Below are 20399 nucleotides of genomic sequence, written 5' to 3'. Positions count from 1 at the left end.
CCTGTGCGCAAAGGAGGAAATCAAATGCAGACTGCCCCGGCGCAAGCCCGGCCATCACGTCCCCCCATGAAGGGGTACCTACGCGAATATGGATGGGCGTATTTATTCATTCTGGCCCCAGTCTTGTTGTTCTTGATATTTACGCTTTACCCTGTCGCCTCGGCTTTTCTGATGAGCTTCCAGGAATACAGCGTAATGGGCTCCGAATGGATTGGAACGGACAACTACACACGGATGGTACAGGATGAAGTGTTCTGGAAATCCATGAAGAATACAGTCATATTCACGATCGGCACGGTTCCGGTCAACATTGTCATTACGTATGCGTTATCCTTTTTTATTTTTCAGATGAAGAACAAATGGCAAACGTTCTTCAAGGCTACAATGTACCTGCCGGCCGTTGCTTCCGGCGTCACCATTTCGGTTGTGTGGCTTGCGATTTACGACCCGACGCATGCCGGGCTGTTGAATCGTTTTATCGGTTTGTTCGGATTGGACCCGGTCATATGGCTCGGTAAATCGAACACCGCGCTCTTCTCACTCATTTTGATGAACTGGCTCGGTTCGCATGGTGCAGGTATTATTCTCTATCTGGCCGCCATGGGCGGGATTCCCAAATCGCTCTATGAAGCCGCGGACATCGACCATGCCAGCGGCTGGTCCAAATTCTGGCGCATTACGTGGCCGCTGATGAAACCAACCACATTATACCTCCTGGTGACGGGCGTCATAACATCCTTCCAGGTGTTTATCTCGGTGTACCTGATGACGCAGGGCGGACCGAATTTCGCGACGACAACGATCGCCTATCTGATTTACAGCACGGCGTTCAACTTCTACGAGTTTGGACTCGCGGCAGCGCAATCTTTTGTACTCGCTGCATTGATTATTGTCATTTCCATCATTCAGTTCAAGTACTTCTCGTCCGACGTGGAGTACTAACGTTTATTTCTGAAGCTAAAAGGGGGTGCACCTATGAAATCAAGATCAAAAGTGATCATGCTGATTGTGGCTTCGGTCATCCTGGTGGTATGGAGCGTTCTGACGATCATTCCGATGTACTGGATGCTGATCGGTTCTGTGCAGGACACCAAGTCAGCGGCATCGTTTATCCCGAAAATGATACCGGAGGTATTCTCCGTAGCCCCGTACGAGCGTTTTTTTGGCAAAACCGACGTCATGAGGTGGCTCTTTAACTCCTTATTGATCTCATCCATCCTGACGGTGACCAACGTATTCCTGGCTTCGCTCGCAGGTTATGCTTTTGCGAAGCTGAAGTTTCCGGGGAACAAAGCGGTATTCTGGATTTTGCTCAGTACGATGATGATCCCGGCGCAGGTGACGCTGATTCCGCTCTATATTTTGATGATTGACGTGTTTGATCTCGGGAATACATATACGGCTATTCTTCTTCCCGGCATTGTAAGCGTGGGCAACATCTTCTTGATGAAGCAGTACATGTCATCGCTGCCTACCTCTTTGATTCATGCGGCGCGCATCGACGCTTGCGGCGAATTCGGCATCTTCTGGAAGGTTATTCTTCCGATGGCAAAACCGGGTCTCGCCGTGCTTGCGATATTCACGTTCGTTGCATCATGGAACGATTTCTTCTGGCCCTTCCTCGTGACCAACTCGACGGAAATGAGGACGATTCAGGTCGGTCTTGCTTCCTTCGTTTATGCGGACACGACCGATTTCGGCGCACTTATGGCTGGAGCAACCGTCGCGGCACTGCCGATGATGATCCTGTTCTTCTCGCTTCAGCGCTATTTCCTGCAAGGCATCACCATTGGAGCCGTTAAAGGCTAGAAGGAGGCAAAGTTATGGCACGCGTAGAATTCCGTAATATACGAAAAGAATTTGTAGACGACAACAAAGGGACGTTTACCGCTGTAGCGGGGTCGGACTTTGTGATCCATGATAAAGAGTTCGTTGTTTTCGTCGGTCCTTCCGGCTGCGGCAAAACCACTTCCCTGCGCATGATTGCCGGGCTGGAGCGCCAAACGTCCGGGGATATCATCATCGGCGACAGAGTGGTAAACAATCTTCACCCGAAAGATCGTGATATCGCGATGGTGTTTCAGGACTATGCGCTGTATCCCCATATGACCATTCGCGAGAATCTCTCCTTCGGCTTAAAGAACCTGAAGAAGCCCAAGGCTTATATTGAGCAAAAGGTATCGCAGGCAGCCGCCATTCTCGGACTGGAGTCGATGATTGATCGAAAGCCGCGCGAGCTGTCCGGCGGACAGCGTCAGCGCGTTGCGGTAGGGCGGGCCATCGTGCGCGATCCGCAGGTGTTCCTGTTTGACGAGCCGCTGTCGAACCTGGATGCGAAGCTTCGCGTGCAGATGCGGGTGGAACTGTCCGAGCTGCACAAGCGCCTGGAAGCCACCATTGTATACGTCACGCATGATCAGGTTGAAGCGATGACGCTCGGTGAGCGGATCGTCGTGATGAACAACGGAATTATCCAGCAGATCGCATCTCCTACCGAGCTGTATGCGAATCCGCAAAACATGTTCGTAGCTGGCTTTATCGGCTCCCCGCCGATGAACTTCATCGATGTGCAGAAGGAAGGGAACGTGCTCCGTATGGAAGGCGGCACATTTGCCATCCCGGATTCGATGGCGGGTGCGCTGAGCAAATACGATAACGGGCACCTTATCCTGGGGATCCGCCCTGAGCATATTACGGGTGAGGATATGCCGGGCACAACCAATCTGGATTACAAGTACTCCACGAAGGTCCAGGTCGTCGAACATTTGGGTTCGGAGAATCTGGTGTACTTCCGCGTAGGGAACCGGACGGTTACGGCGAAGGTTCACCCGGAAACGACGGGTTATCCGGGCATGGACAAAACCTTCATTTTCAATTTCGATAAAGTGCATTTCTTCGATCCTGAGACGGAGCAGCGTATCGATTGGTAAACAACCACGAAGAGGAGAGGAAAGCTATGCGCAAGCTGAATGATGTGTTGAAGAAGACCGGGGTTGAGATTTACCGTGAGATTACGGCGGTGGCCTTATACAGCATGATTACCTCGCTGGTGCTCGTTACGGTGGTTATGTTCGTTCCGCTATGGACGGCGCTGGTGCTGCTGCCGGTTCTGTACATGCCGTTGTTTTACGGGGTTTGTTATGCATATCACCGCAGAACGGAACAGGGCAAGTCGAGACTCAAGGATGTGTTTCAAGGTGCGCTTAAGGGATTTGGACCTGCGGTAGTCATGGGTTTCTTCTTCGTGGTGATGGTGCTCATCTTGTGGTCCACCTGGTGGTACTACGGGGGCAAAGAGGGAATCGGCTATCTTGCGATTGGCGTGTTCCAGACCTATTTTGTTATCATGGCGCTCATCTCCCAATTCTACACCTTTCAGCTTGTCATTCAGGAAGGGATGGGCATCTTCAAGGCTATGGCCCACAGCGTGAAGCTGTTCCTGAAGTTTCCGGCATATACGCTGGGCGCATGCTTTCAAGCCTTCTGCGTTGCGATTCCTCTGATGGTTACGGTCGTTGGCTTCGGATTTTTGTTTAACGGCATGTGGGCCATATACCAGCATAAGGTTACGTATAATGTACTGAATCCGGAAGAGGCCAAACCGGCGGAGGACGGTGTCGTAGCCTCGAAAGCAGGAGGTGTAAGCATATGACAAGAGGTAACGTACGAAGCGGAATTGATGTGCTGCCGGACATCAAGCATGAGAAAATCACGGGTCGTCGCCTTGGCGTCATTACGAATCCGACGGGGCTCACGTCGGATTTTCGTTCATCTATCGAGGTGATTGCAGGTTTGCCCGAATCGGAATTGACGGCTTTATTCGCTTGCGAGCACGGGCTGCGCGGCCAGCTGCAGGCAGGAAAGCACGTCGATGATGAAGTGGACCCGGTATTCGGCGTGCCGGTGTACAGCCTGTATGGCTCACGGCGTAAACCGGACGCCGACATGCTGAAGGACGTGGATACGGTCATCTTCGATATACAAGACCTTGGGGTGCGTTTTTATACGTATATGACAACGCTGCTGTACGTCATGGAGGCCTGCGCCGAGCATGGAAAGAGCCTGCTTGTCCTGGATCGGCCGAATCCGCTGGGCGGCAAGCGAGTTGAAGGAGGTTTCCTTAAGCAGGGATATGAATCCATGGTGGGCGGATGGCAGATTCCGATTAGCACCGGGATGACCATCGGCGAATTCGCGTGCATGGCCAATGACATGCGGGGAACAGGCTGCGATCTGGATGTTATTGGGCTCGAAGGCTGGACGCGCGGTATGGAATATACCGACACGGGCCTGCCGTGGGTACTGCCGTCGCCGAACATACCCACGATGGATACGGTACGGCTGTACAGCGGGACCTGCTTCTTCGAAGGGACCAATCTTTCGGAAGGCAGGGGGACGACCCGGCCGTTTGAATGGATCGGCGCTCCATGGGTCAATGGCGAAGAGCTGGCGAAGGCGTTCAACGCGTACGGACTGACAGGCGTTCATGCCCATTCCATGTACATGACGCCTACCTTCTCGAAGCATCAGGGCGAAGGCTGCGGCGGGGTGATGCTCTTTGTCACTCATCCGGCAGAAGTGGAGGCTGTGCGCACAGGGCTTGTGCTGCTGCACCTGGTCAGCCGGATGTACCCGGATCAGTTCCAGTGGCTTAGCCCACCGGAAGGACGTAATCGGTACTTTATTGATTTGCTGACGGGCAGCGAGGAAGTTCGACGGCATACCCACGAAGAAGCCGGACTTCAGCGCATGATTGCCGAGTGGGGCAAGGATGCGGAGCAGTGGAGAACGATGCGGGCTCCTTATCTGCTGTACGGGGAGGCGTAAAACATGCTGTTCTCGCCATGGAAGGATGGAAGGCCTACCGTTGTGGTCGGCTTGATGTCGGGCACTTCGCTTGACGGCATCGATGCGGCCATCGTCCGCATACACGGCAGCGGTTTCGAAGCATCGGTTGAGCTGCTGCATTACTATAACAAGCCTTACGAACCGGAACTCCGTCAGCGGCTGCGCGATTTGTGCAGTGAGGAGAATTCCAACAGCGCTGCTGTTTGCAGTATGAATGCATACTTGGGGTATCAGTTTGGAGCGACAGTCCTGGAAGCGGTTGCCGATGCCGGCATGCGAATCGATGAGGTGGATTTGGTAAGCTCTCATGGACAGACGATTTGGCATCAGCCTATACCCGAACAAGGGGAACCTTATGCTGTCGCTTCCACTCTGCAGATCGGCGATATTTCCGTTATCGCCAAGCATACCGGCAAACTTACGGCAGGAGACTTCCGGCCGGCGGATATGGCGGTTGGGGGGCAAGGGGCCCCGTTTGCGCCTTACGGAGATTTGATCCTGTTCCGGCACCCGGAGCGGGGAAGACTGCTGCAGAACATCGGCGGGATCGGTAATTGCACGGCGCTGCCCGCAGGGGCGGATCCTTCGGATGTGCTGGCCTTTGATACCGGACCCGGCAATATGATCATGGATGCCGCAGCTCATATGCTGTCCGGAGGGCAGCTTTCGTATGACGACAGCGGACAATGGGCTGCCCGAGGCAACCCGGATCAGGCTTTGTTAAAGGAGATGATGACGCATCCCTATTTTCATGCAGAGCCGCCGAAATCAACGGGCAGGGAACGGTTCGGTCACAACTATGCGGTTTCGTTTCTGGAGCAAGCCAGGCTCAGGAACCTCTCGGATGAGGATACGATGGCCACGGCCACGGCGTTTACGGCATATTCCATTGCGGATAGCTATGTGAAATACGTGTTTCCACGACACACAATCGATGAAGTGATCGTAACCGGCGGAGGGGCCCATAACAAGACGCTGCTTTCGATGATAGGGGAACTGCTGCCGGAGCAGAAGGTCCTGACCTCCAAGGCGCTGGGCTTCGATGACGATGCCAAGGAAGCCGTGATTTTTGCGCTGCTGGGCAATGACTTCATGCTAGGCGTTCCTAACAATTTGCCGGCAGCTACCGGAGCGAACAGACCGACCGTTATGGGGAAGCTGGCACTGCCATAGCGGAGGAGGCATAAACATTTGTCCAAACCTGGGCAATCTCATGGTCATGATGATCGTGGGCATTGCCTTTTTTTATTTCGTCGTTCATATCTGAGTGTGTTTATTACGGGTTACGATCATTAATTGTGTATATTGATTCCGAAACCACTTTAAAATTGTATCAATACCGTGTAAGGCGACAAACAGGTTTACATCGTTTCCTATCAACGGTATGGTAGATCGACAGGGGGATATTTCCCCTCACAGGGTTCATAAACGTACATATGAGCAACATGCAATCATGCGAGGAGGAGAGCGATACCATGAAAGAGAGCTTTGATCCGTCACTCATAGACCGATTGGAAAGTCCGGAAAGGAAGAAGGAGTTACCGGCATCTTCGCTGCTGGAGAAGCTCCAAGTGAGCGGCGAGGTGGATGTCCTTGACATCGGGGCAGGTACCGGTTATTTTTCCATACCGGCAGCCTCGTTAACGACAGGGACGGTTTACGCGCTGGATACCGAGCCAGCCATGCTGGACATGATGCGGGGGCGTGCACTGGAACAGGGACTTACGAATATTAAGGTGATGGAAGGGATGCTGGAAAACCTTCCTTTCGAGCATGAAGCTGTGGATCGAGTCATTGCCTCCCTGATCCTTCATATCACCGATCAGCTGGAGCAATCCATCCGCCAGATGGCAAGGGTGCTGCGGCCAGGAGGACGATGCTTGTGTCTGGAGTGGCAGGAGGACCCAGCCGAGAAGCGGGTTCCCCGTCCGAACCGGGTTGATCCATATGTGATGAAGGCTTTGTTGGAGCAAGCAGGGCTGCATGTGCAAGGCATCGAGTATCCTACGGAGCGTCATTATTTGATCATTTCCAGTAAATAGCCAATGACGATGGAGCCCTTTGCTGGATGCCCTCTCCCCTTTAGATCTTGCCGTCCAGCGCCGCCACTCACCGTGATCTGCGGAGGTAGATCGCAGATTGGGTGTATTTATGGTAGCCAGCTGGAACATTTTGGGGGAGGGGGCCGTCTAAGGGTTGAGGTGATTCATTGATGAGAAAATCCATGGCTATCATACTAAGCTGCTTGTTTCTGCTCATGAGCCTGTACACGGTCAAACCAGCCAACGTATTTGCTTGCTCCTGTGCGGGGCCGCCTACGGTTGAGGAGGGCTTGGAACGGAGTGCAGCAGTATTTGCAGGCAAAGTGACCAAGCTGGTTGGCCCGAAGGCGAAGCTGGTGATGTCATCCGCAGATCCGGTTCATGTTATGTTAGAGGTAACGGAAGTATGGAAGGGCGAATTAGCTGGAATGACGCAGCTTACAACGGCGGTGTCATCAGCCAGCTGCGGTTATGATCAGTTTGCCGTAGGAAGCGAATTCATGGTGTTCGCGTCTGCCGAATCGGGTCAGCTGAGAACAGGGATGTGCGATGGCACGAAGCTCCTCTCCACCGCAGGCCAAGAGCTAACTGAGCTTGGAGATGGATATCCTCCAGAAGATACATCTGCTCAGAGTGAATCAGGGCCCGATCAACTCGCTGAGGGTGGCCCTCCAGGTGCAGGTCAGGGTGCAGGTCAATCTTCATTCTTACTGAAGCCCGTCTTGTGGATAGCGGCAGCAGTGCTGCTGGCAGCGGGGGGACGGCTCTATTTTTGGAGGAAGAATAAGAGAAATATATAGGGAATGTAAAAATTTCTGCGAGTCTATTGGCGCAGCTAAACAGCTATGCTGGAACTCTTGTAATTCAAGTGAGGGGGAGCAGCAGATGCAGCACAGTCGTCATTTCGTCGCACGAACATGTCTTTCGGCTATTTCTGATAAGATAGAACCTTTATCGCCGATAAACGGGTAAAGGTTTTTTTTGTTTCCTTCTGCCTTTGGATTCGTATTAAAGGTAGAGCTTGCAATATTACATTTGCAGTTGATGTGGTTTTGGCTGCCGTTGCCCTACGCTGACGCTGCCGGAAACAAGTGGAAAGCTAAAGAAACGGCCCGTTTGATATAATGAACATAGGAAAAAAGAAAGGAATTGTGATCTCGCGTGTAAAATTATCGTTTCTGCGCAACCTTACATTATATCTATGATTTGAGGAGAAACGATTGTCATTGGATAAATGAAGTTCGAAGTTAGATAAAATGCTGCGTGCCCTGATTCTGTTCATGGTCATTGAGAGTCATATGACTTTCTGGGTTACAGCCGAGTTGAAGCTGCCTCCGAGGATGCAACAAGCATACGCCTCCATTTCCGCGCCTGCCCGCGTGTAAAACCGAAAGGCAGACATTCCTAATGGAAATGATTGAGGTTCCTTTGGCTTAGGAGTAGAATAAGATGAGGTAGGGCGCTTTTCGCTTTTCTTTTTTTGGATACAGACCAGAAGAAAGCAGATACACCTTGTGATTGTGAATCAGCCTTATTGGCCGGGGAGTGGGGAGAGGCAGATGCCTGTCCTTCAGAATCTTCGGTCAGCTAAGGCTTTTTGATTTGAATAGGAGATAACAGCCATATGAGAAGGAGTGAGCAGGATTGATAATCCTTAAAACACCAGAACAAATCGCCAAGATGAATAAGGCAGGGGACATTCTCGCCGAATGCCACCGGCAGATTGCCAAGATGATTAAACCGGGCGTGACGACATGGGAGATTGATCAATTTGTCGAGCGGTTTCTGGCAGAGTGCGGCGCTACACCGGAGCAGAAGGGGTATCACGGATATCCATATGCCACTTGCGCGTCGGTTAATGATGTGATTTGCCATGGTTTTCCGAGCAAGGAGCCATTGAAGGACGGGGATATCGTTACCATTGATATGGTGGTGAAGTATGATGGCTGGCTCGCTGATTCCGCGTGGTCTTATCCGGTCGGAAACGTGTCCGAGGAAGCGCAGCATTTGCTGGATGTAACGAAGAAATCCCTGTATCTTGGCATTGAGCAAGCGGTGATCGGCAATCGAATCGGAGACATCTCCCATGCGATTCAAACCTATGCGGAATCCCAAAATTTATCGGTCGTCCGCCACTTCGTAGGGCATGCCATCGGCGAAAATATGCATGAGGAGCCCCAAGTGCCGCATTACGGCCCGCCCCACCGCGGGACGCGTCTTAAAGAAGGCATGGTCATTACCATTGAACCGATGCTGAATCTTGGCACGTATCAATGCAAGATCGATTCGGACGGATGGACCGCAAGAACGGTGGACGGCAAATGGTCCGCGCAGTATGAGCATACGCTTGCCATTACCAAGGATGGCCCGGTGATCTTGACAGAACAATAAGATGCGACTCCGTAGGGGCGTTGCTCCTATTGGAGCCGTCGGACGGTACAAGCTATAAAGCTCATGGCTTAAAAGAAATGCTCCAATGGAGCAGGCGGAATTGTTCTGTAAAAGCGCAGCGTTCGCCTGAAAGCTTTCCTGAGGAAAGCTGGCATCGAAAGCATAAGCTGCCCCCGGATTTCAACGATATATATCGTGATTCAAGGGAAATCTGGGGGCAACAGCGATCGGAAGAACAAACCGCATGCGTAGTGATGTGGTAGCTCTCAGAATTCGTCTTTGAATAGACAACGATTCGACATCTGCGAATACGCCATCAATGAATAGACGCCACTCCCAGTTTTTCTTTAGAGATCAGGAAGTAATTGCTCAAGTGCTGTCCCTCCTGATCTCGCAAGAAAAACTTCCGCTAAAGAAGGATGCGACATCTACGAATAGACGCCACTCTGAGTTTTTCTTATAATAGAGTAATCATTTTACAAGCGAAGGGAACATGGAACATGACGATACGAAAAGCACTAACCGTAGCCGGCTCGGACACGAGCGGGGGCGCTGGCATCCAGGCTGATCTGAAGACGTTTCAGGAATTTGACGTATACGGTATGACCGCACTGACCACGATTGTCTGCATGGAACCAAAGACATGGGATCATCAAGTTTTCCCGGTGGCGCTTGATATTGTAGAAACCCAGTTGAAAACCGTGCTTGAGGGCATTGGCATCGACGCCATGAAGACCGGCATGCTCGGATCCGTAGAGATCATCGAGCTCGTGTCCCAGTATATCGACCGCTATAATTTGGAGCGGATCGTCATCGATCCGGTGATGGTCTGCAAAGGCACGGATGAAGTGCTGCAGCCGGAAAATACGGAAGCGATGCTGGAGTTCCTTCTCCCGCGCGCCGATCTGGTAACGCCAAACCTGTTCGAGGCGTCCCAGCTGGCGAAGTCCGGCCCGATCACAACCCTGGATCAAATGCAGGAGGCGGCGGCCATCATTCACGAGCGCGGCGCGAAGAATGTGCTGATTAAAGACAGAGGCAAGATCCGCGAAGGCAAAGCGATGGACCTGCTCTATAACGGAAACAGCTTTGAATGGTTCGAGGCCGACACCATTGTAACGAAGTACACCCATGGTGCGGGCTGCACGTCATCCGCTTCCATTACAGCTAATCTTGCCAAAGGCTTGACCGTCCGCGAGTCGGTACAGCAAGCGAAGGCATTCATTACCCAAGCCATTTCCAATGGCTTCCCGCTGAATGAATTCGTAGGTCCGACAAGACATTCCGCGCACCGCAGTTTATCTGCAAATTAAACCAAATGCACTTTTTTGCAAGCTTATTCATGCATCGAATTCGGCTTGCAGGGAGTGAACGAAAACCTTTCTTCCAAGAAGAAAGGTTTTTTTGTTGTTAGTTGAACTCGCTGCATATAGTGTATAGGAGCTAAGGCATGCTTCGTTTTACGCGGTTTTTACACAGGGATAGAGCCGCTTAGGTCCTTTCCAGTATAATTATGTGCTATAATTTATAAAGGGTCTGATAGTAGAAGGAAGAAAATGTTTAGGGGTTGAGACATGTTTCAGGACATTTTGGAATTTTTGAAAAATTTTGGTCCATGGGGATTGTTTATTCATTCGTTTGCTGATGCTGTAATTTTTCCGGTTCCCGCTTTTTTTCTGCAGGTTTCGCTTAGCATCATGCATCCGCAGGATGCGCTATGGCTCGCAACGTACGGTTTTATCGGGTGCTTGCTGGGGACGCCGCTGGGTTATTTAATCGGAAAGCTGCTTGGGAAGTCGGTACTATACAAGATCTTGAAAAAAGAGTGGATTGACGCTGCAACGAACATGTTTCAGAAAAACGGCGAGGCCGCGATATTGATTGGTTCCTTCACGCCGGTACCCTTTAAGGTGTTCACGATTCTATCGGGGTGCTTGAACTTCCCGTTGTGGAGACTTCTGGCTTATGCCGCTTTAGGCAGAGCCACCAAGTTTTACGTTGTAGGTACCTTGTTTTACCTGTACGGTAACGCCGCTGAAGGCATGGTTAAGGACGTATCGTTATATATTGCGCTTATTGCCGTTCCGCTTCTGTTGATCGGTGTGTACTTTAACCGCAAACGCAAGCGCAAGAAGATGGAGCAGGAAAAGCTCGCTGAAACTGCTGGTGAACCTAGTTCTGTTGTGGTCGAAAAGACGGTACTGGAGCAAACGTCGGACCAGACTCCATCGGCTTAACGCTGAACATTGACGTGGGGGCTACCCTCCCGCGAGAATCATATAAAAAAGCAGCCGGGTGAGAGCCCGGCTGCTTTTTTCCAAGGTATCAGAGAAACATATTTATATAATAGCTATTTCGGTATTAACCCGTTTTTCCGAATCTGAAGAACTTGCCTCGGCCTTTCGTTGTCACAGGAGTAAACGTCGGTGATGGGGATAGCGGGGATGTCATGTCTTGAGCAAGATACCCGTGGAGAGGTCCACGGTAGACTTCATTCAACTGCGGTGAATGGGAGAAATCCTCCGGCGTTACGAGATGACAAGGCTTGTTTACAGGCCGCAGGCCTGCTTGCTCCAGCACCGTAGCAACAAAGTGGGAGCAGAAGAAAGCATCGTCACGATCAATATGAATCCGAAACAATATACCCAGCAGCCCTAGCAGATTATATTTGTAGCGGTCCTGATCACGCATCATCTCTTTGACAAGGTTGTGCATGCGTTGATAGTCTTCCTTACTAACGCGGAAGTGATAAACCGCGCATTCCGAAGTGTAGAAGAAGGGGTCGCGCAGATTTTCGCGAACTAAACCGCCGTCAAACGGATTGTTCGCCTTCTTTCGCCCAAAGCTGTACACTTCGCGTAATTCGGAATCAAACGCGATGGATGCATGGTTGAGTGGGGCCTTCGTGAAATATTGGATCATTCTGCTGAACCAGGTGCCCGTGCCTGTAAGCACAATCCAAATATCTTGTTCCGTGTACATACTCGCAAACTCCTTTGTTAACGGTCCTAACGACTAGCAATTGTAAATGACTTGCTTTCTTTCACAATAAACGAAAAAGCCATAGCGTTCAAGTCAAAAAAAACCATTTTCTCTCAATTTCACTAGAATAGCGCTGGGATTGCCGCCAAAAATTAGAAACCTCATAACAATATATTCGCTTCATGTCCAAATTATCCTTTGGTTTGCTTTATTTATATTTTTCAATAGGCGATAGGAAAGGAGAAGCAATCCGATATCTCGAAATAGGTAAAACGATGGAACAATGAAAGACAGGAGGATCTCCAAACGATGATGAATAGTGAAAGTCTCAGCTATGATTTTATGGTCCAAGCGATTGAAGTAGCGCCGATTGGAACGGTATTCATCGATTCAGAGGGGAGCATTATCAAAATTAATCCCGCTGCCTGCGTCATGCTGGGGTATGAGGCGGAAGAGTGTCTGCATCATCCCTATTACAATTGGATTTATCCGGAGGATGTGAATAAGGACAAAGATAGAATGGAGAAGCTAAAGTCGGGTAAGACCGCTTCTTTGCAATTGGAGAAGAGACTGATACATAAACAAGGCGATATCAGGTGGGTATCTTGTATGCTAAGCACAGCTCGCAGCAGGGAAGGAACTACACTCGGCTATGTGGCGCATTTTACGGATATTACCGACATGAAAAAGGCGGCCCATCAAGAAGAGGAGCGGCTGATCCAGTCCGATAAGCTGTCCATGGCCGGTCAACTTGCGGCAGGGATCGCCCATGAAATTCGTAACCCTATGACTTCCATTAAAGGGTTCGTGCAGCTCATTCGCTCCGGCGCTGGCCGGAAGGATGAATATTTCGATATTATCTCCTCGGAGATCGAACGGATCGAGCTGATCGTCAGTGAGCTTCTGTTTTTGGCGAAACCGCAAAGCGTGAAATTCGAGCGTGCCGATATCCGGCAGCTCCTGGACCAAGTGATTACGCTACTAAATACGCAGGCCATCATACATAACGTCGAGATTATAACGGATTTCGGAGAGCGAGAGGCCAATGTGGAGGGTGATGTGAATCATCTGAAGCAGGTGTTCATCAATTTTATTAAAAACGCGGTGGAATCCATGCCGGGTGGCGGGGAATTGACCATTCGGCTGGAGAGAGGCGATGACCACACCGTGGCCATCTACTTCATGGATAATGGCTGCGGGATTCCGGAAGCGATCCTCTCCCGTCTAGGGGAACCGTTCTTCACGACGAAGGAGAAAGGGAATGGCCTGGGATTTATGATCAGCAAAAAAATGATCGAGGACCACAAGGGGCAGGTTCACGTGTCCAGCAAGCTTCAGGAGGGAACGACCATAAAGGTTATCCTGCCGCTCAGCATAATCTAGCTTGACCAGACGTATGGTTCGCTCTACATTATAGAAAGATATAGGAGAGGGGGCGGCTAATATGGGCAATATGCAATTGTTAAAAGAACCGAAGCGGCGCAAGCTGCTGTTCAGTGCGGGTGCCAGCTGGATGTTCGATGCGATGGATGTCGGCATGATTTCGTTTGTTGTTGCGGCACTGGCAGCAGAATGGTCGTTGAGCTCACAGCAGGTTGGTATTCTGACAAGCACCACATCGATCGGAATGGTATTCGGCGCGGCTATGGCAGGATTCCTGGCCGATAAATATGGACGGAAAAATGTTCTGCTGTGGACGCTGCTCATATTCTCGATTGCGAGTGGTCTATCCGCGCTGGCTACCGGTTTTATTATGCTGTGTCTGATGCGCTTTATTGCCGGCTTCGGACTCGGAGGAGAGCTTCCGGTTGCATCCACGCTGGTATCGGAAAGCATGCCGGTTCATGAACGGGGAAGAGCGGTTGTGCTGCTGGAAAGCTTCTGGGCGGCAGGCTGGATACTATCCGCACTCATTGCTTACTTCGTCATCCCGGATTACGGCTGGCGGACAGCCTTTGTTATTGGAGCTCTGCCTGCTTTTTATGCGCTCTATCTACGGCGTGCCATCGAGGATTCGCCAAGGTATATCGAGCAGAAAGCCAAGGTTACCCGTAAGCTGACCTTCGGGCAGCGAGTGGCTTCGGTCTGGTCGGTGGAACATCGGCGTACGAGCATTATGCTCTGGGTGCTGTGGTTTACGGTCGTATTTTCATATTACGGCATGTTCCTGTGGCTTCCGACCGTCATGGTCGATAAAGGGTTCAGTCTGGTCAGGAGCTTTCAATATGTGCTGATTATGACGCTTGCCCAGTTGCCGGGCTATTTTACAGCCGCGTATTTTATAGAAAAGTTCGGGCGGAAATTCGTGCTCGTTACCTATTTGGTGCTAACGGCCTTTAGCGCAATCTGGTTTGGCTACGCCAACACGGAAGGTTCGCTGCTCGCAGCAGGCATTTCCTTGTCATTCTTCAATCTGGGAGCATGGGGAGGTTTATATGCCTACAGTCCGGAACTCTATCCGACGAAGGTTCGTTCAACGGGGGTAGGGCTTGCCACTTCGTTCGGACGGATCGGCGGCGTTATTGCGCCGCTGCTCGTGGGTGTGCTGAAGCAAAATGGCACCCCTATCGAATTCATTTTCGTGATGTTTTTTGTGACCATCCTGATCGGTGCGCTCGGCGTACTGGTACTTGGCAAGGAAACGAAAGGGCTGGAGCTTGCGGACTAAGGCTAAAGAGCCCCGTTTAGATGGCGTTTTTCTTGCGAATCAAGCAGGACATGCTTCGAAGTGTATGCTTTCTGATATCTGAAGAAAAGGGTGGATCCAAAGGTTCAAATTACCTTGGATCCACCCTTTTTATGTTTGAGATACAGTTAAGGCTCAAAGTCAATGAGACTTATACTTCCATAATGGAAGGCATAATGTACGGGCTCCGGCCCAGTTCCCTTTTAAAATAACGATTGAGTGTGTTATTCGTCATCTGTTCCCAGGCAGCGCGGTTGTATTCACGCTGTTCACCGGCTTTGTTCAGCTGCTTGCGCAGCATCGCTTCAGCCCGGCGCAGAAGAGGCTTGGAGTCCTGCATATACACAAATCCGCGGGTAATCAGCTCAGGCCCGGAGAGCAGCTTGCGGGTCTCGCGATTAATGGTGATAGCGACAATGACAACGCCATCGTGAGCGAGTTGTACTCGTTCCTCGAGCAATTCCTTCTCATGGGTACGCAGCTCACCATTGTTGATATAGACATCTCCGGAGGGGATGTTCCGCCCTTTACGCGCATAGTTGCGGAATAGGGACAGTGTATTCCCGATGTTCATCAAGTAAACGTTGCTGTCGGGAACCCCAACCTGCACGGCGAGGTGACGATGATTCAGCATCATCCGGTATTCCCCATGGATCGGTACAAAATATTTGGGACGCAAGCTGCTGATCATAAGCTTCAAATCTTCGCGGCAGCCGTGACCCGAAGTGTGGATATCGAGAATGGAGCCGTATTTAACCTCCGCTCCTGCCCGCATCAAGAGATCGATGCTGCGGTTGACGTTCTGGGTATTCCCAGGAATCGGTGAAGACGAGAAAATAACGGTGTCCTCCGGATGAATCTGGATCGAACGGTGGGCACCCGAAGCGATGCGTGTCAGCGCCGCATTAGGTTCGCCCTGACTGCCTGTACAAATAATCAGCACCTGGTCGTCGCGATAACGGTTAACGGCTTTTACATCAATCATCATGCCGTCCGGTACGCGAATATAACCAAGCTCCTGACCGATCACAAACACCTTCTCCATGCTGCGGCCGACGATGGCGATTTTGCGGCCTGTCCGGATGGCAGCTTCAACAACCTGCTGCAAACGATGAACGTTCGATGCAAAAGTAGCAAACAGGATCCGTCCGGGACATTCCCGGAACAGACGCAGGATGGAATCGCCGACGGTGCGTTCCGAAGGGGTAAACCCGTCCCGCTCGCTATTGGTGCTGTCAGCCATCAGGGCCAGGACGCCCCGTGCGCCGATATGCAGAATTTTATGCAGATTGGCGGGCTTGTCCTCCGGCGTAAAATCAAATTTAAAGTCTCCGGTATGTACGATCGGCCCGTACGGTGTTTCCACTACGACCCCAAAGGCATCCGGAATGCTGTGGGTGGTTCTGAAGAAATGAACGGAAAGATGACGGAATGCAATTGTTTCGTCTTCATGGAAGATTCGTAGATCACTCTGATCCAGCAGCCGATGCTCTTCCAGCTTCGCACGAACCAGGCCGATGGTCAGGGCCCCGCCATAGATCGGCATCTGGATTTGACGAAGCACATAGGGAATAGCCCCAATATGATCTTCATGACCATGGGTCAGGAACATACCTTTTACTTTATGTTTGTTATCAAGTAAATAACGAATGTCCGGAATAATGTAATCGACGCCGCTCATTTCGGCATCCGGGAATTTCAGGCCGGCATCGATGATAATGATCTCATTTTTGAATTCCACACCGTACATGTTCTTGCCGATCTCGCCAAGCCCCCCCAGCGCAAAGATGCGCACAGGTGGAGCGGAAGGCCTCGGTTTTTTGGCGGGCTTGGCAGTTTGAATCTTATCTGTTAGCAGGGGTTTAGACATAATGTGAAAGAATCCTCTCTATGGTAATTAAGGCATAAGCCTGGTCATTTTAATTTCTTCTCTACTTAAGATATCAGAAAGTTCAAGCTTTTGGGAAACGCTTTTCGAAATTCATGTGCTTTTCGCTCGTGACAGTCACCTATTTTTACTCACTCTTATATGCTGTAGTAGAGGAGGACTGGTAATGAGCGGTTTATTGAGGTTGGATCATATGGATGCTGTCCATGGATTGCATGAGGAATGGCAGCGGAAAGCGATAACCAAGCTGACCGAGAAAATGACGGACCGTTACGCCAAATTCCCCTGTATTCCGGCTGTGCAAGGACATGCACTGAATCATTTTAGATACGGCTTTATTCATCAGGGTGAATCACAGGCTGCGGCGGAACAGCTGGCTGCTCTGCTGCGCGAGTTCGGGCTCGGCTCCAGGGACTTTGGGCCCTATACTTCACTTGTCGTCATGATTTATACGGAGCATGGCCGCGATAGCCTGGAAGGCGTCCAGTATTATGAGCGCTTGTTCTGGCAGCTTTTAAGCCGAACAACCGAATATGATACGGAACCTTGGCCGGCGGATCTGCCGGAGGAACCGACGAATCATCTATGGGAATTTTGTTTTGCAGGCGAGCCTTATTTTGTTTATTGCGCTACACCGGCACATGAACTTCGCCAGAGCAGATACTTTCCCTACATGATGCTTGCTTTTACGCCTCGTTGGGTTCTGAAGCAGTTCAATGCCCGAACAAGGCAAGCAGAACACACCAAGGGATTGATTCGTCAGCGATTGGCCCAATATGATCCCGTACCACCGCACCCTGACTTAAAGCTCTACGGGGCGGAGGATAACTATGAATGGAAACAATATTTTTTGCGAGATAACACGGAGTCACTATCGAAATGTCCGTTTGCAAGGCGGCACAAAGAGATCAATCAACGATAAGAAATAACACGTTGCTATCATCATACCCTAAATTGGAGTCAGGGTTAACCATGCTTTCTATTTAAGAGCTGCCTCATTCGCGGTAATCCGCAGTGTGACAGCTTTTTTTTGCGTAAAAGTGCTGAGTGGCCATGGTATAGGATTTTGCCCCTGAATAAGTAAATCTTATCCTTGTTGTACAAAAAATGACCAAGTTACACTTAAAGTGCGTCATATCATTTCATCTATATGTGTTAGGAGGTGTGCAAGGTACGAGGCTTTCACCAGCTTTGAAACCGCTTTAATGAACAAAATCCATTGGCGAAGGAGTTGTTTGATGAATGACAAGGTTGTCCAGAACGATGAGAGGATGGATTCTCGGATTCATCGCCGTGCTGGTGCTTGGTATGTTCCCTGTGCACAAGGCTCAAGCCGCTGAGGCCTGTACGGAGCCTGCATGGAGCAGTTCTGCCGTATATGGCGGGGGAAATATCGTATCCTTCAACGGTCATGCCTGGAAAGCGAAATGGTGGACACAGGGCGAGGTGCCTGGAACGACCGGACCATGGGGTGTATGGGAGGACCTTGGAAATTGCACTCCCGGGACACCGCCCGTCGATCCCCCGGTGGATCCGCCAGTAGACCCTCCTGTAGATCCTCCGCTGCCTGGTGACCGTATGTATGTCGCTTATGCGAGTTCTTGGAACACCAGTATTTACGATCTGACGACCGCGAGCATTCCCAATTACATCACCCATCTCAATCTTGCATTCGTAAGGCCGGATACCACGTATATTCAAGGGTCCTACGCGTTTGATCAAGCCGTTGCGGGCTTGGAATTTGTGGAAGGGGCGACCACCCCGAACGGTCAACGTAAATTTACAGCCCAGCAGTCTCAGGATCTGCGTAACCATATCGCATCTCTCAGAGCCCGCGGAACGAAAGCGTTCCTATCGGTAGGAGGCTGGTCATACAGCCAAGGTTCACAGTGGTCCGGATTCAATGCCAAGAACATTGTGGATTTGGCTCTCGATCTTGGCGCTGCAGGAGTCGATATTGACTGGGAATCCAGCGGCAGCAGCTGCAACAAAGGAACAGCCTCCCAGTTCAGCTGCACCAAGGATGGAGAGATCGCGGGTATTATTACGAGTCTCTATAATGAAATCCATGCAAGAAACGCGAATCTGCAGATTTCCATCGCCGGTTGGTCTACGGGCGCTTATTACGTAAAAGGAACGCCGTTTGAGGAAGGCAAGGTTCAATGGGGATCTCCTTTTGGCGGTACCATGTACCGCGTAGTTAAGGATCATGGCGGCAAGATCGACTTCATCAATCTGATGTCCTACGATGGCGGTATTTATTACGATCCGCGTGAAGGTTATGAATCGTATAAGGCAATATACAATGGACCTATCAACATGGGCATGCAAATTGCGCCGGAGGGATCCGGCGGGGCCGTCCTGCAATTGAATGCCGCACCGGGCACGGTATACGATGCCGACATGATGAACGGTCAGAATAATATCGCAACACCTTATTATAATGTAGAAACAATGGTGAACTATATGAAAAATAAGGGAAGGGCGAATGATGGATTCATGCTGTGGCAGCTCTGGAAACAGCGCGTTCATCAGCCCGCTCCGTCAGGTGCAGCGAATGAGAACAGTGCGGGCCAGTACGTATGCCGAAACCTGCCGCTACCGGGAGATTGCAATCAGACCATACCGAGCCTGCCGAAATTATAATTTTCTCCGATACTCCGAAGGCGTGCAGTCCATGATCTTACGGAAGACCCGAACAAAATAACTGATATGCCCGAATCCGACATCGAGTGCGATGTCGGATATTTTATTGTCTGGCTGACGAAGGAGTTCAGCAGCCTGGCGAACGCGATAGGAATTCATATAATCCACGGGCGTTTGCCCGGTCATGGATTTGAAGAAACGGCAGAACTGGCCTTCGCTCATCGGGATCAGATCAGCCAACTCACTCAGCCGGATAGGACGGTGATAATGATTCTGGATGTAGAGAATGACTTTCTTCAATCGTTCCGTTCTCACCATATCTGCTGCTTCGCTCCGGCTCCTGTTGACCAGTCGGCCAGAGGATGCGGCCTGAAACAACATGAGAAACAGATGTCCCTTAATAGCGACCTCATAACCGGCAGGTTTATGCTTCGACAGCCGCGTCATTTCCTTTATATGCTGAAGCAGCTGCTCATCGGTTTCAGATGTCATCCATCTCGGAAAGGTGGCTCTTCGCTCCTGAAAGGGAACAATCATTCCTTCCTGTACAAGATCGTAGCTGCTGCTGGCAAGCATGCCGGGATCGAACACCATGGCGCAGAAGCTGCACCCTTGATCGCCCCGGGCATGACCGGTATGGAGATCTCCTCCATCGATAAATATCGCTTCACCCGCCCGGACTGGGATGTATTCCGAGTCGATCTGAAACAGAACCTCGCCTTCCAGCACGTGGAAAATTTCCGCTTCCTTATGCCAATGGGAGTCTACCACATGGGCCCCGGGGGCAAATTGATACCAGTAGGCACCAAACGGGAAGCGTTCATTCCCGTGAACGGTGCTTTCTTTTAAGGACTGGCGAAAGGATTGATCCATGATGTACCTCCTTGGAATGAATTGCCGCTTGAACGATGTCATC

General features: G+C 50.8%; 19 protein-coding genes. 16 read left to right on the top strand and 3 right to left on the bottom strand.

Features of this window, described 5'->3' with window-relative positions:
* The first annotated feature begins 24 nt into the window (after window positions 1–24).
* From MKX98_RS29675 to MKX98_RS29620, 12 genes are all read left to right on the top strand, one after another.
* Complete coding sequence (locus tag MKX98_RS29675; RefSeq protein ID WP_071219698.1) at window positions 25–942, top strand: sugar ABC transporter permease; 918 nt, start codon at window positions 25–27, stop codon at window positions 940–942.
* A 33-nt stretch (window positions 943–975) separates the two neighbouring features.
* On the top strand, window positions 976–1809 hold the full coding sequence (locus MKX98_RS29670; RefSeq protein ID WP_009590118.1) for a carbohydrate ABC transporter permease: 834 nt from the start codon (window positions 976–978) through the stop codon (window positions 1807–1809).
* Between the two features lie 14 nt (window positions 1810–1823).
* A complete protein-coding gene (ugpC, locus tag MKX98_RS29665; RefSeq protein WP_339219976.1) occupies window positions 1824–2930 on the top strand; it encodes a sn-glycerol-3-phosphate ABC transporter ATP-binding protein UgpC in 1107 nt (368 codons plus the stop codon).
* 26 nt (window positions 2931–2956) lie between these two features.
* Complete coding sequence (locus MKX98_RS29660; protein ID WP_339219974.1) at window positions 2957–3652, top strand: hypothetical protein; 696 nt, start codon at window positions 2957–2959, stop codon at window positions 3650–3652.
* Complete coding sequence (locus MKX98_RS29655; protein ID WP_339219971.1) at window positions 3649–4827, top strand: DUF1343 domain-containing protein; 1179 nt, start codon at window positions 3649–3651, stop codon at window positions 4825–4827. Before MKX98_RS29660 ends, MKX98_RS29655 begins: the two co-directional genes overlap by 4 nt.
* 3 nt (window positions 4828–4830) lie before the next feature.
* Window positions 4831–6021: an anhydro-N-acetylmuramic acid kinase gene (locus MKX98_RS29650; protein ID WP_339219968.1), complete on the top strand. Its 1191-nt coding sequence runs from the start codon at window positions 4831–4833 to the stop codon at window positions 6019–6021.
* 302 nt (window positions 6022–6323) lie between these two features.
* Complete coding sequence (locus MKX98_RS29645) at window positions 6324–6890, top strand: class I SAM-dependent methyltransferase (RefSeq protein ID WP_220683851.1); 567 nt, start codon at window positions 6324–6326, stop codon at window positions 6888–6890.
* 170 nt (window positions 6891–7060) lie between these two features.
* On the top strand, window positions 7061–7690 hold the full coding sequence (locus MKX98_RS29640) for a hypothetical protein (RefSeq protein WP_259445145.1): 630 nt from the start codon (window positions 7061–7063) through the stop codon (window positions 7688–7690).
* 456 nt (window positions 7691–8146) lie between these two features.
* On the top strand, window positions 8147–8275 hold the full coding sequence (locus MKX98_RS29635; RefSeq protein WP_339219963.1) for a hypothetical protein: 129 nt from the start codon (window positions 8147–8149) through the stop codon (window positions 8273–8275).
* Window positions 8276–8534: 259 nt separating this feature from the next.
* Window positions 8535–9281: a type I methionyl aminopeptidase gene (map, locus tag MKX98_RS29630; RefSeq protein WP_220683853.1), complete on the top strand. Its 747-nt coding sequence runs from the start codon at window positions 8535–8537 to the stop codon at window positions 9279–9281.
* Between the two features lie 500 nt (window positions 9282–9781).
* Complete coding sequence (gene pdxK, locus MKX98_RS29625) at window positions 9782–10594, top strand: pyridoxine/pyridoxal/pyridoxamine kinase (RefSeq protein WP_339219960.1); 813 nt, start codon at window positions 9782–9784, stop codon at window positions 10592–10594.
* Between the two features lie 261 nt (window positions 10595–10855).
* Window positions 10856–11518 carry a VTT domain-containing protein gene (locus MKX98_RS29620; protein ID WP_194544640.1) on the top strand — a complete coding sequence of 221 codons (663 nt, stop codon included), beginning with the start codon at window positions 10856–10858 and terminating at the stop codon, window positions 11516–11518.
* Window positions 11519–11642: 124 nt separating this feature from the next.
* Here MKX98_RS29620 and MKX98_RS29615 read toward each other — a convergent pair whose 3' ends face one another.
* The gene (locus MKX98_RS29615) at window positions 11643–12263 is read right to left on the bottom strand and encodes a hypothetical protein (RefSeq protein ID WP_071219685.1); all 621 of its coding nucleotides are present in this window, start codon (window positions 12261–12263) and stop codon (window positions 11643–11645) included.
* A 309-nt stretch (window positions 12264–12572) separates the two neighbouring features.
* Here MKX98_RS29615 and MKX98_RS29610 point away from each other — a divergent pair, with 309 nt between their 5' ends.
* On the top strand, window positions 12573–13646 hold the full coding sequence (locus MKX98_RS29610; protein ID WP_194544639.1) for an ATP-binding protein: 1074 nt from the start codon (window positions 12573–12575) through the stop codon (window positions 13644–13646).
* A 61-nt stretch (window positions 13647–13707) separates the two neighbouring features.
* Entirely contained in the window at window positions 13708–14931 is a 1224-nt protein-coding gene (locus MKX98_RS29605; protein WP_194544638.1) for an MFS transporter, read from the top strand.
* A gap of 169 nt (window positions 14932–15100) precedes the next feature.
* On the opposite strand, the gene MKX98_RS29600 is transcribed toward MKX98_RS29605, so the two are convergent.
* Complete coding sequence (locus MKX98_RS29600) at window positions 15101–16819, bottom strand: ribonuclease J (RefSeq protein WP_220683855.1); 1719 nt, start codon at window positions 16817–16819, stop codon at window positions 15101–15103.
* 184 nt (window positions 16820–17003) lie between these two features.
* On the opposite strand from MKX98_RS29600, the gene MKX98_RS29595 reads away from it, so the two are divergent.
* Window positions 17004–17759 carry a YqcI/YcgG family protein gene (locus tag MKX98_RS29595; protein ID WP_194544636.1) on the top strand — a complete coding sequence of 252 codons (756 nt, stop codon included), beginning with the start codon at window positions 17004–17006 and terminating at the stop codon, window positions 17757–17759.
* A gap of 320 nt (window positions 17760–18079) precedes the next feature.
* On the top strand, window positions 18080–19483 hold the full coding sequence (locus tag MKX98_RS29590) for a glycosyl hydrolase family 18 protein (RefSeq protein ID WP_194544635.1): 1404 nt from the start codon (window positions 18080–18082) through the stop codon (window positions 19481–19483).
* Here MKX98_RS29590 and MKX98_RS29585 read toward each other — a convergent pair.
* On the bottom strand, window positions 19478–20356 hold the full coding sequence (locus MKX98_RS29585; RefSeq protein ID WP_194544634.1) for an AraC family transcriptional regulator: 879 nt from the start codon (window positions 20354–20356) through the stop codon (window positions 19478–19480). The genes MKX98_RS29590 and MKX98_RS29585 overlap by 6 nt on opposite strands.
* Window positions 20357–20399 lie beyond the last annotated feature (43 nt).

It is taken from the genome of Paenibacillus sp. FSL W7-1332 (assembly GCF_037969785.1).
Taxonomy (GTDB): Bacteria; Bacillota; Bacilli; order Paenibacillales; family Paenibacillaceae; genus Paenibacillus_AQ.
Note: the sequence above shows the minus strand (reverse complement) of the source record. Positions and strands in the feature narration are given on the sequence as shown.

What these genes read in the sequence shown, in the direction of transcription:
- MKX98_RS29610 (WP_194544639.1), top strand. Translation starts at nt 12,573, where the DNA reads ATGATGAATAGTGAAAGTCTCAGCTATGATTTTATGGTCCAAGCGATT.
- pdxK (WP_339219960.1), top strand. Translation starts at nt 9,782, where the DNA reads ATGACGATACGAAAAGCACTAACCGTAGCCGGCTCGGACACGAGCGGG.
- MKX98_RS29675 (WP_071219698.1), top strand. Translation starts at nt 25, where the DNA reads ATGCAGACTGCCCCGGCGCAAGCCCGGCCATCACGTCCCCCCATGAAG.
- MKX98_RS29655 (WP_339219971.1), top strand. Translation starts at nt 3,649, where the DNA reads ATGACAAGAGGTAACGTACGAAGCGGAATTGATGTGCTGCCGGACATC.
- MKX98_RS29635 (WP_339219963.1), top strand. Translation starts at nt 8,147, where the DNA reads ATGCTGCGTGCCCTGATTCTGTTCATGGTCATTGAGAGTCATATGACT.
- MKX98_RS29595 (WP_194544636.1), top strand. Translation starts at nt 17,004, where the DNA reads ATGAGCGGTTTATTGAGGTTGGATCATATGGATGCTGTCCATGGATTG.
- MKX98_RS29590 (WP_194544635.1), top strand. Translation starts at nt 18,080, where the DNA reads ATGACAAGGTTGTCCAGAACGATGAGAGGATGGATTCTCGGATTCATC.
- MKX98_RS29645 (WP_220683851.1), top strand. Translation starts at nt 6,324, where the DNA reads ATGAAAGAGAGCTTTGATCCGTCACTCATAGACCGATTGGAAAGTCCG.
- MKX98_RS29600 (WP_220683855.1), bottom strand. Translation starts at nt 16,819, where the DNA reads ATGTCTAAACCCCTGCTAACAGATAAGATTCAAACTGCCAAGCCCGCC.
- MKX98_RS29605 (WP_194544638.1), top strand. Translation starts at nt 13,708, where the DNA reads ATGGGCAATATGCAATTGTTAAAAGAACCGAAGCGGCGCAAGCTGCTG.
- MKX98_RS29640 (WP_259445145.1), top strand. Translation starts at nt 7,061, where the DNA reads ATGAGAAAATCCATGGCTATCATACTAAGCTGCTTGTTTCTGCTCATG.
- MKX98_RS29615 (WP_071219685.1), bottom strand. Translation starts at nt 12,263, where the DNA reads ATGTACACGGAACAAGATATTTGGATTGTGCTTACAGGCACGGGCACC.
- MKX98_RS29650 (WP_339219968.1), top strand. Translation starts at nt 4,831, where the DNA reads ATGCTGTTCTCGCCATGGAAGGATGGAAGGCCTACCGTTGTGGTCGGC.
- MKX98_RS29585 (WP_194544634.1), bottom strand. Translation starts at nt 20,356, where the DNA reads ATGGATCAATCCTTTCGCCAGTCCTTAAAAGAAAGCACCGTTCACGGG.
- MKX98_RS29670 (WP_009590118.1), top strand. Translation starts at nt 976, where the DNA reads ATGAAATCAAGATCAAAAGTGATCATGCTGATTGTGGCTTCGGTCATC.
- MKX98_RS29620 (WP_194544640.1), top strand. Translation starts at nt 10,856, where the DNA reads ATGTTTCAGGACATTTTGGAATTTTTGAAAAATTTTGGTCCATGGGGA.
- MKX98_RS29660 (WP_339219974.1), top strand. Translation starts at nt 2,957, where the DNA reads ATGCGCAAGCTGAATGATGTGTTGAAGAAGACCGGGGTTGAGATTTAC.
- ugpC (WP_339219976.1), top strand. Translation starts at nt 1,824, where the DNA reads ATGGCACGCGTAGAATTCCGTAATATACGAAAAGAATTTGTAGACGAC.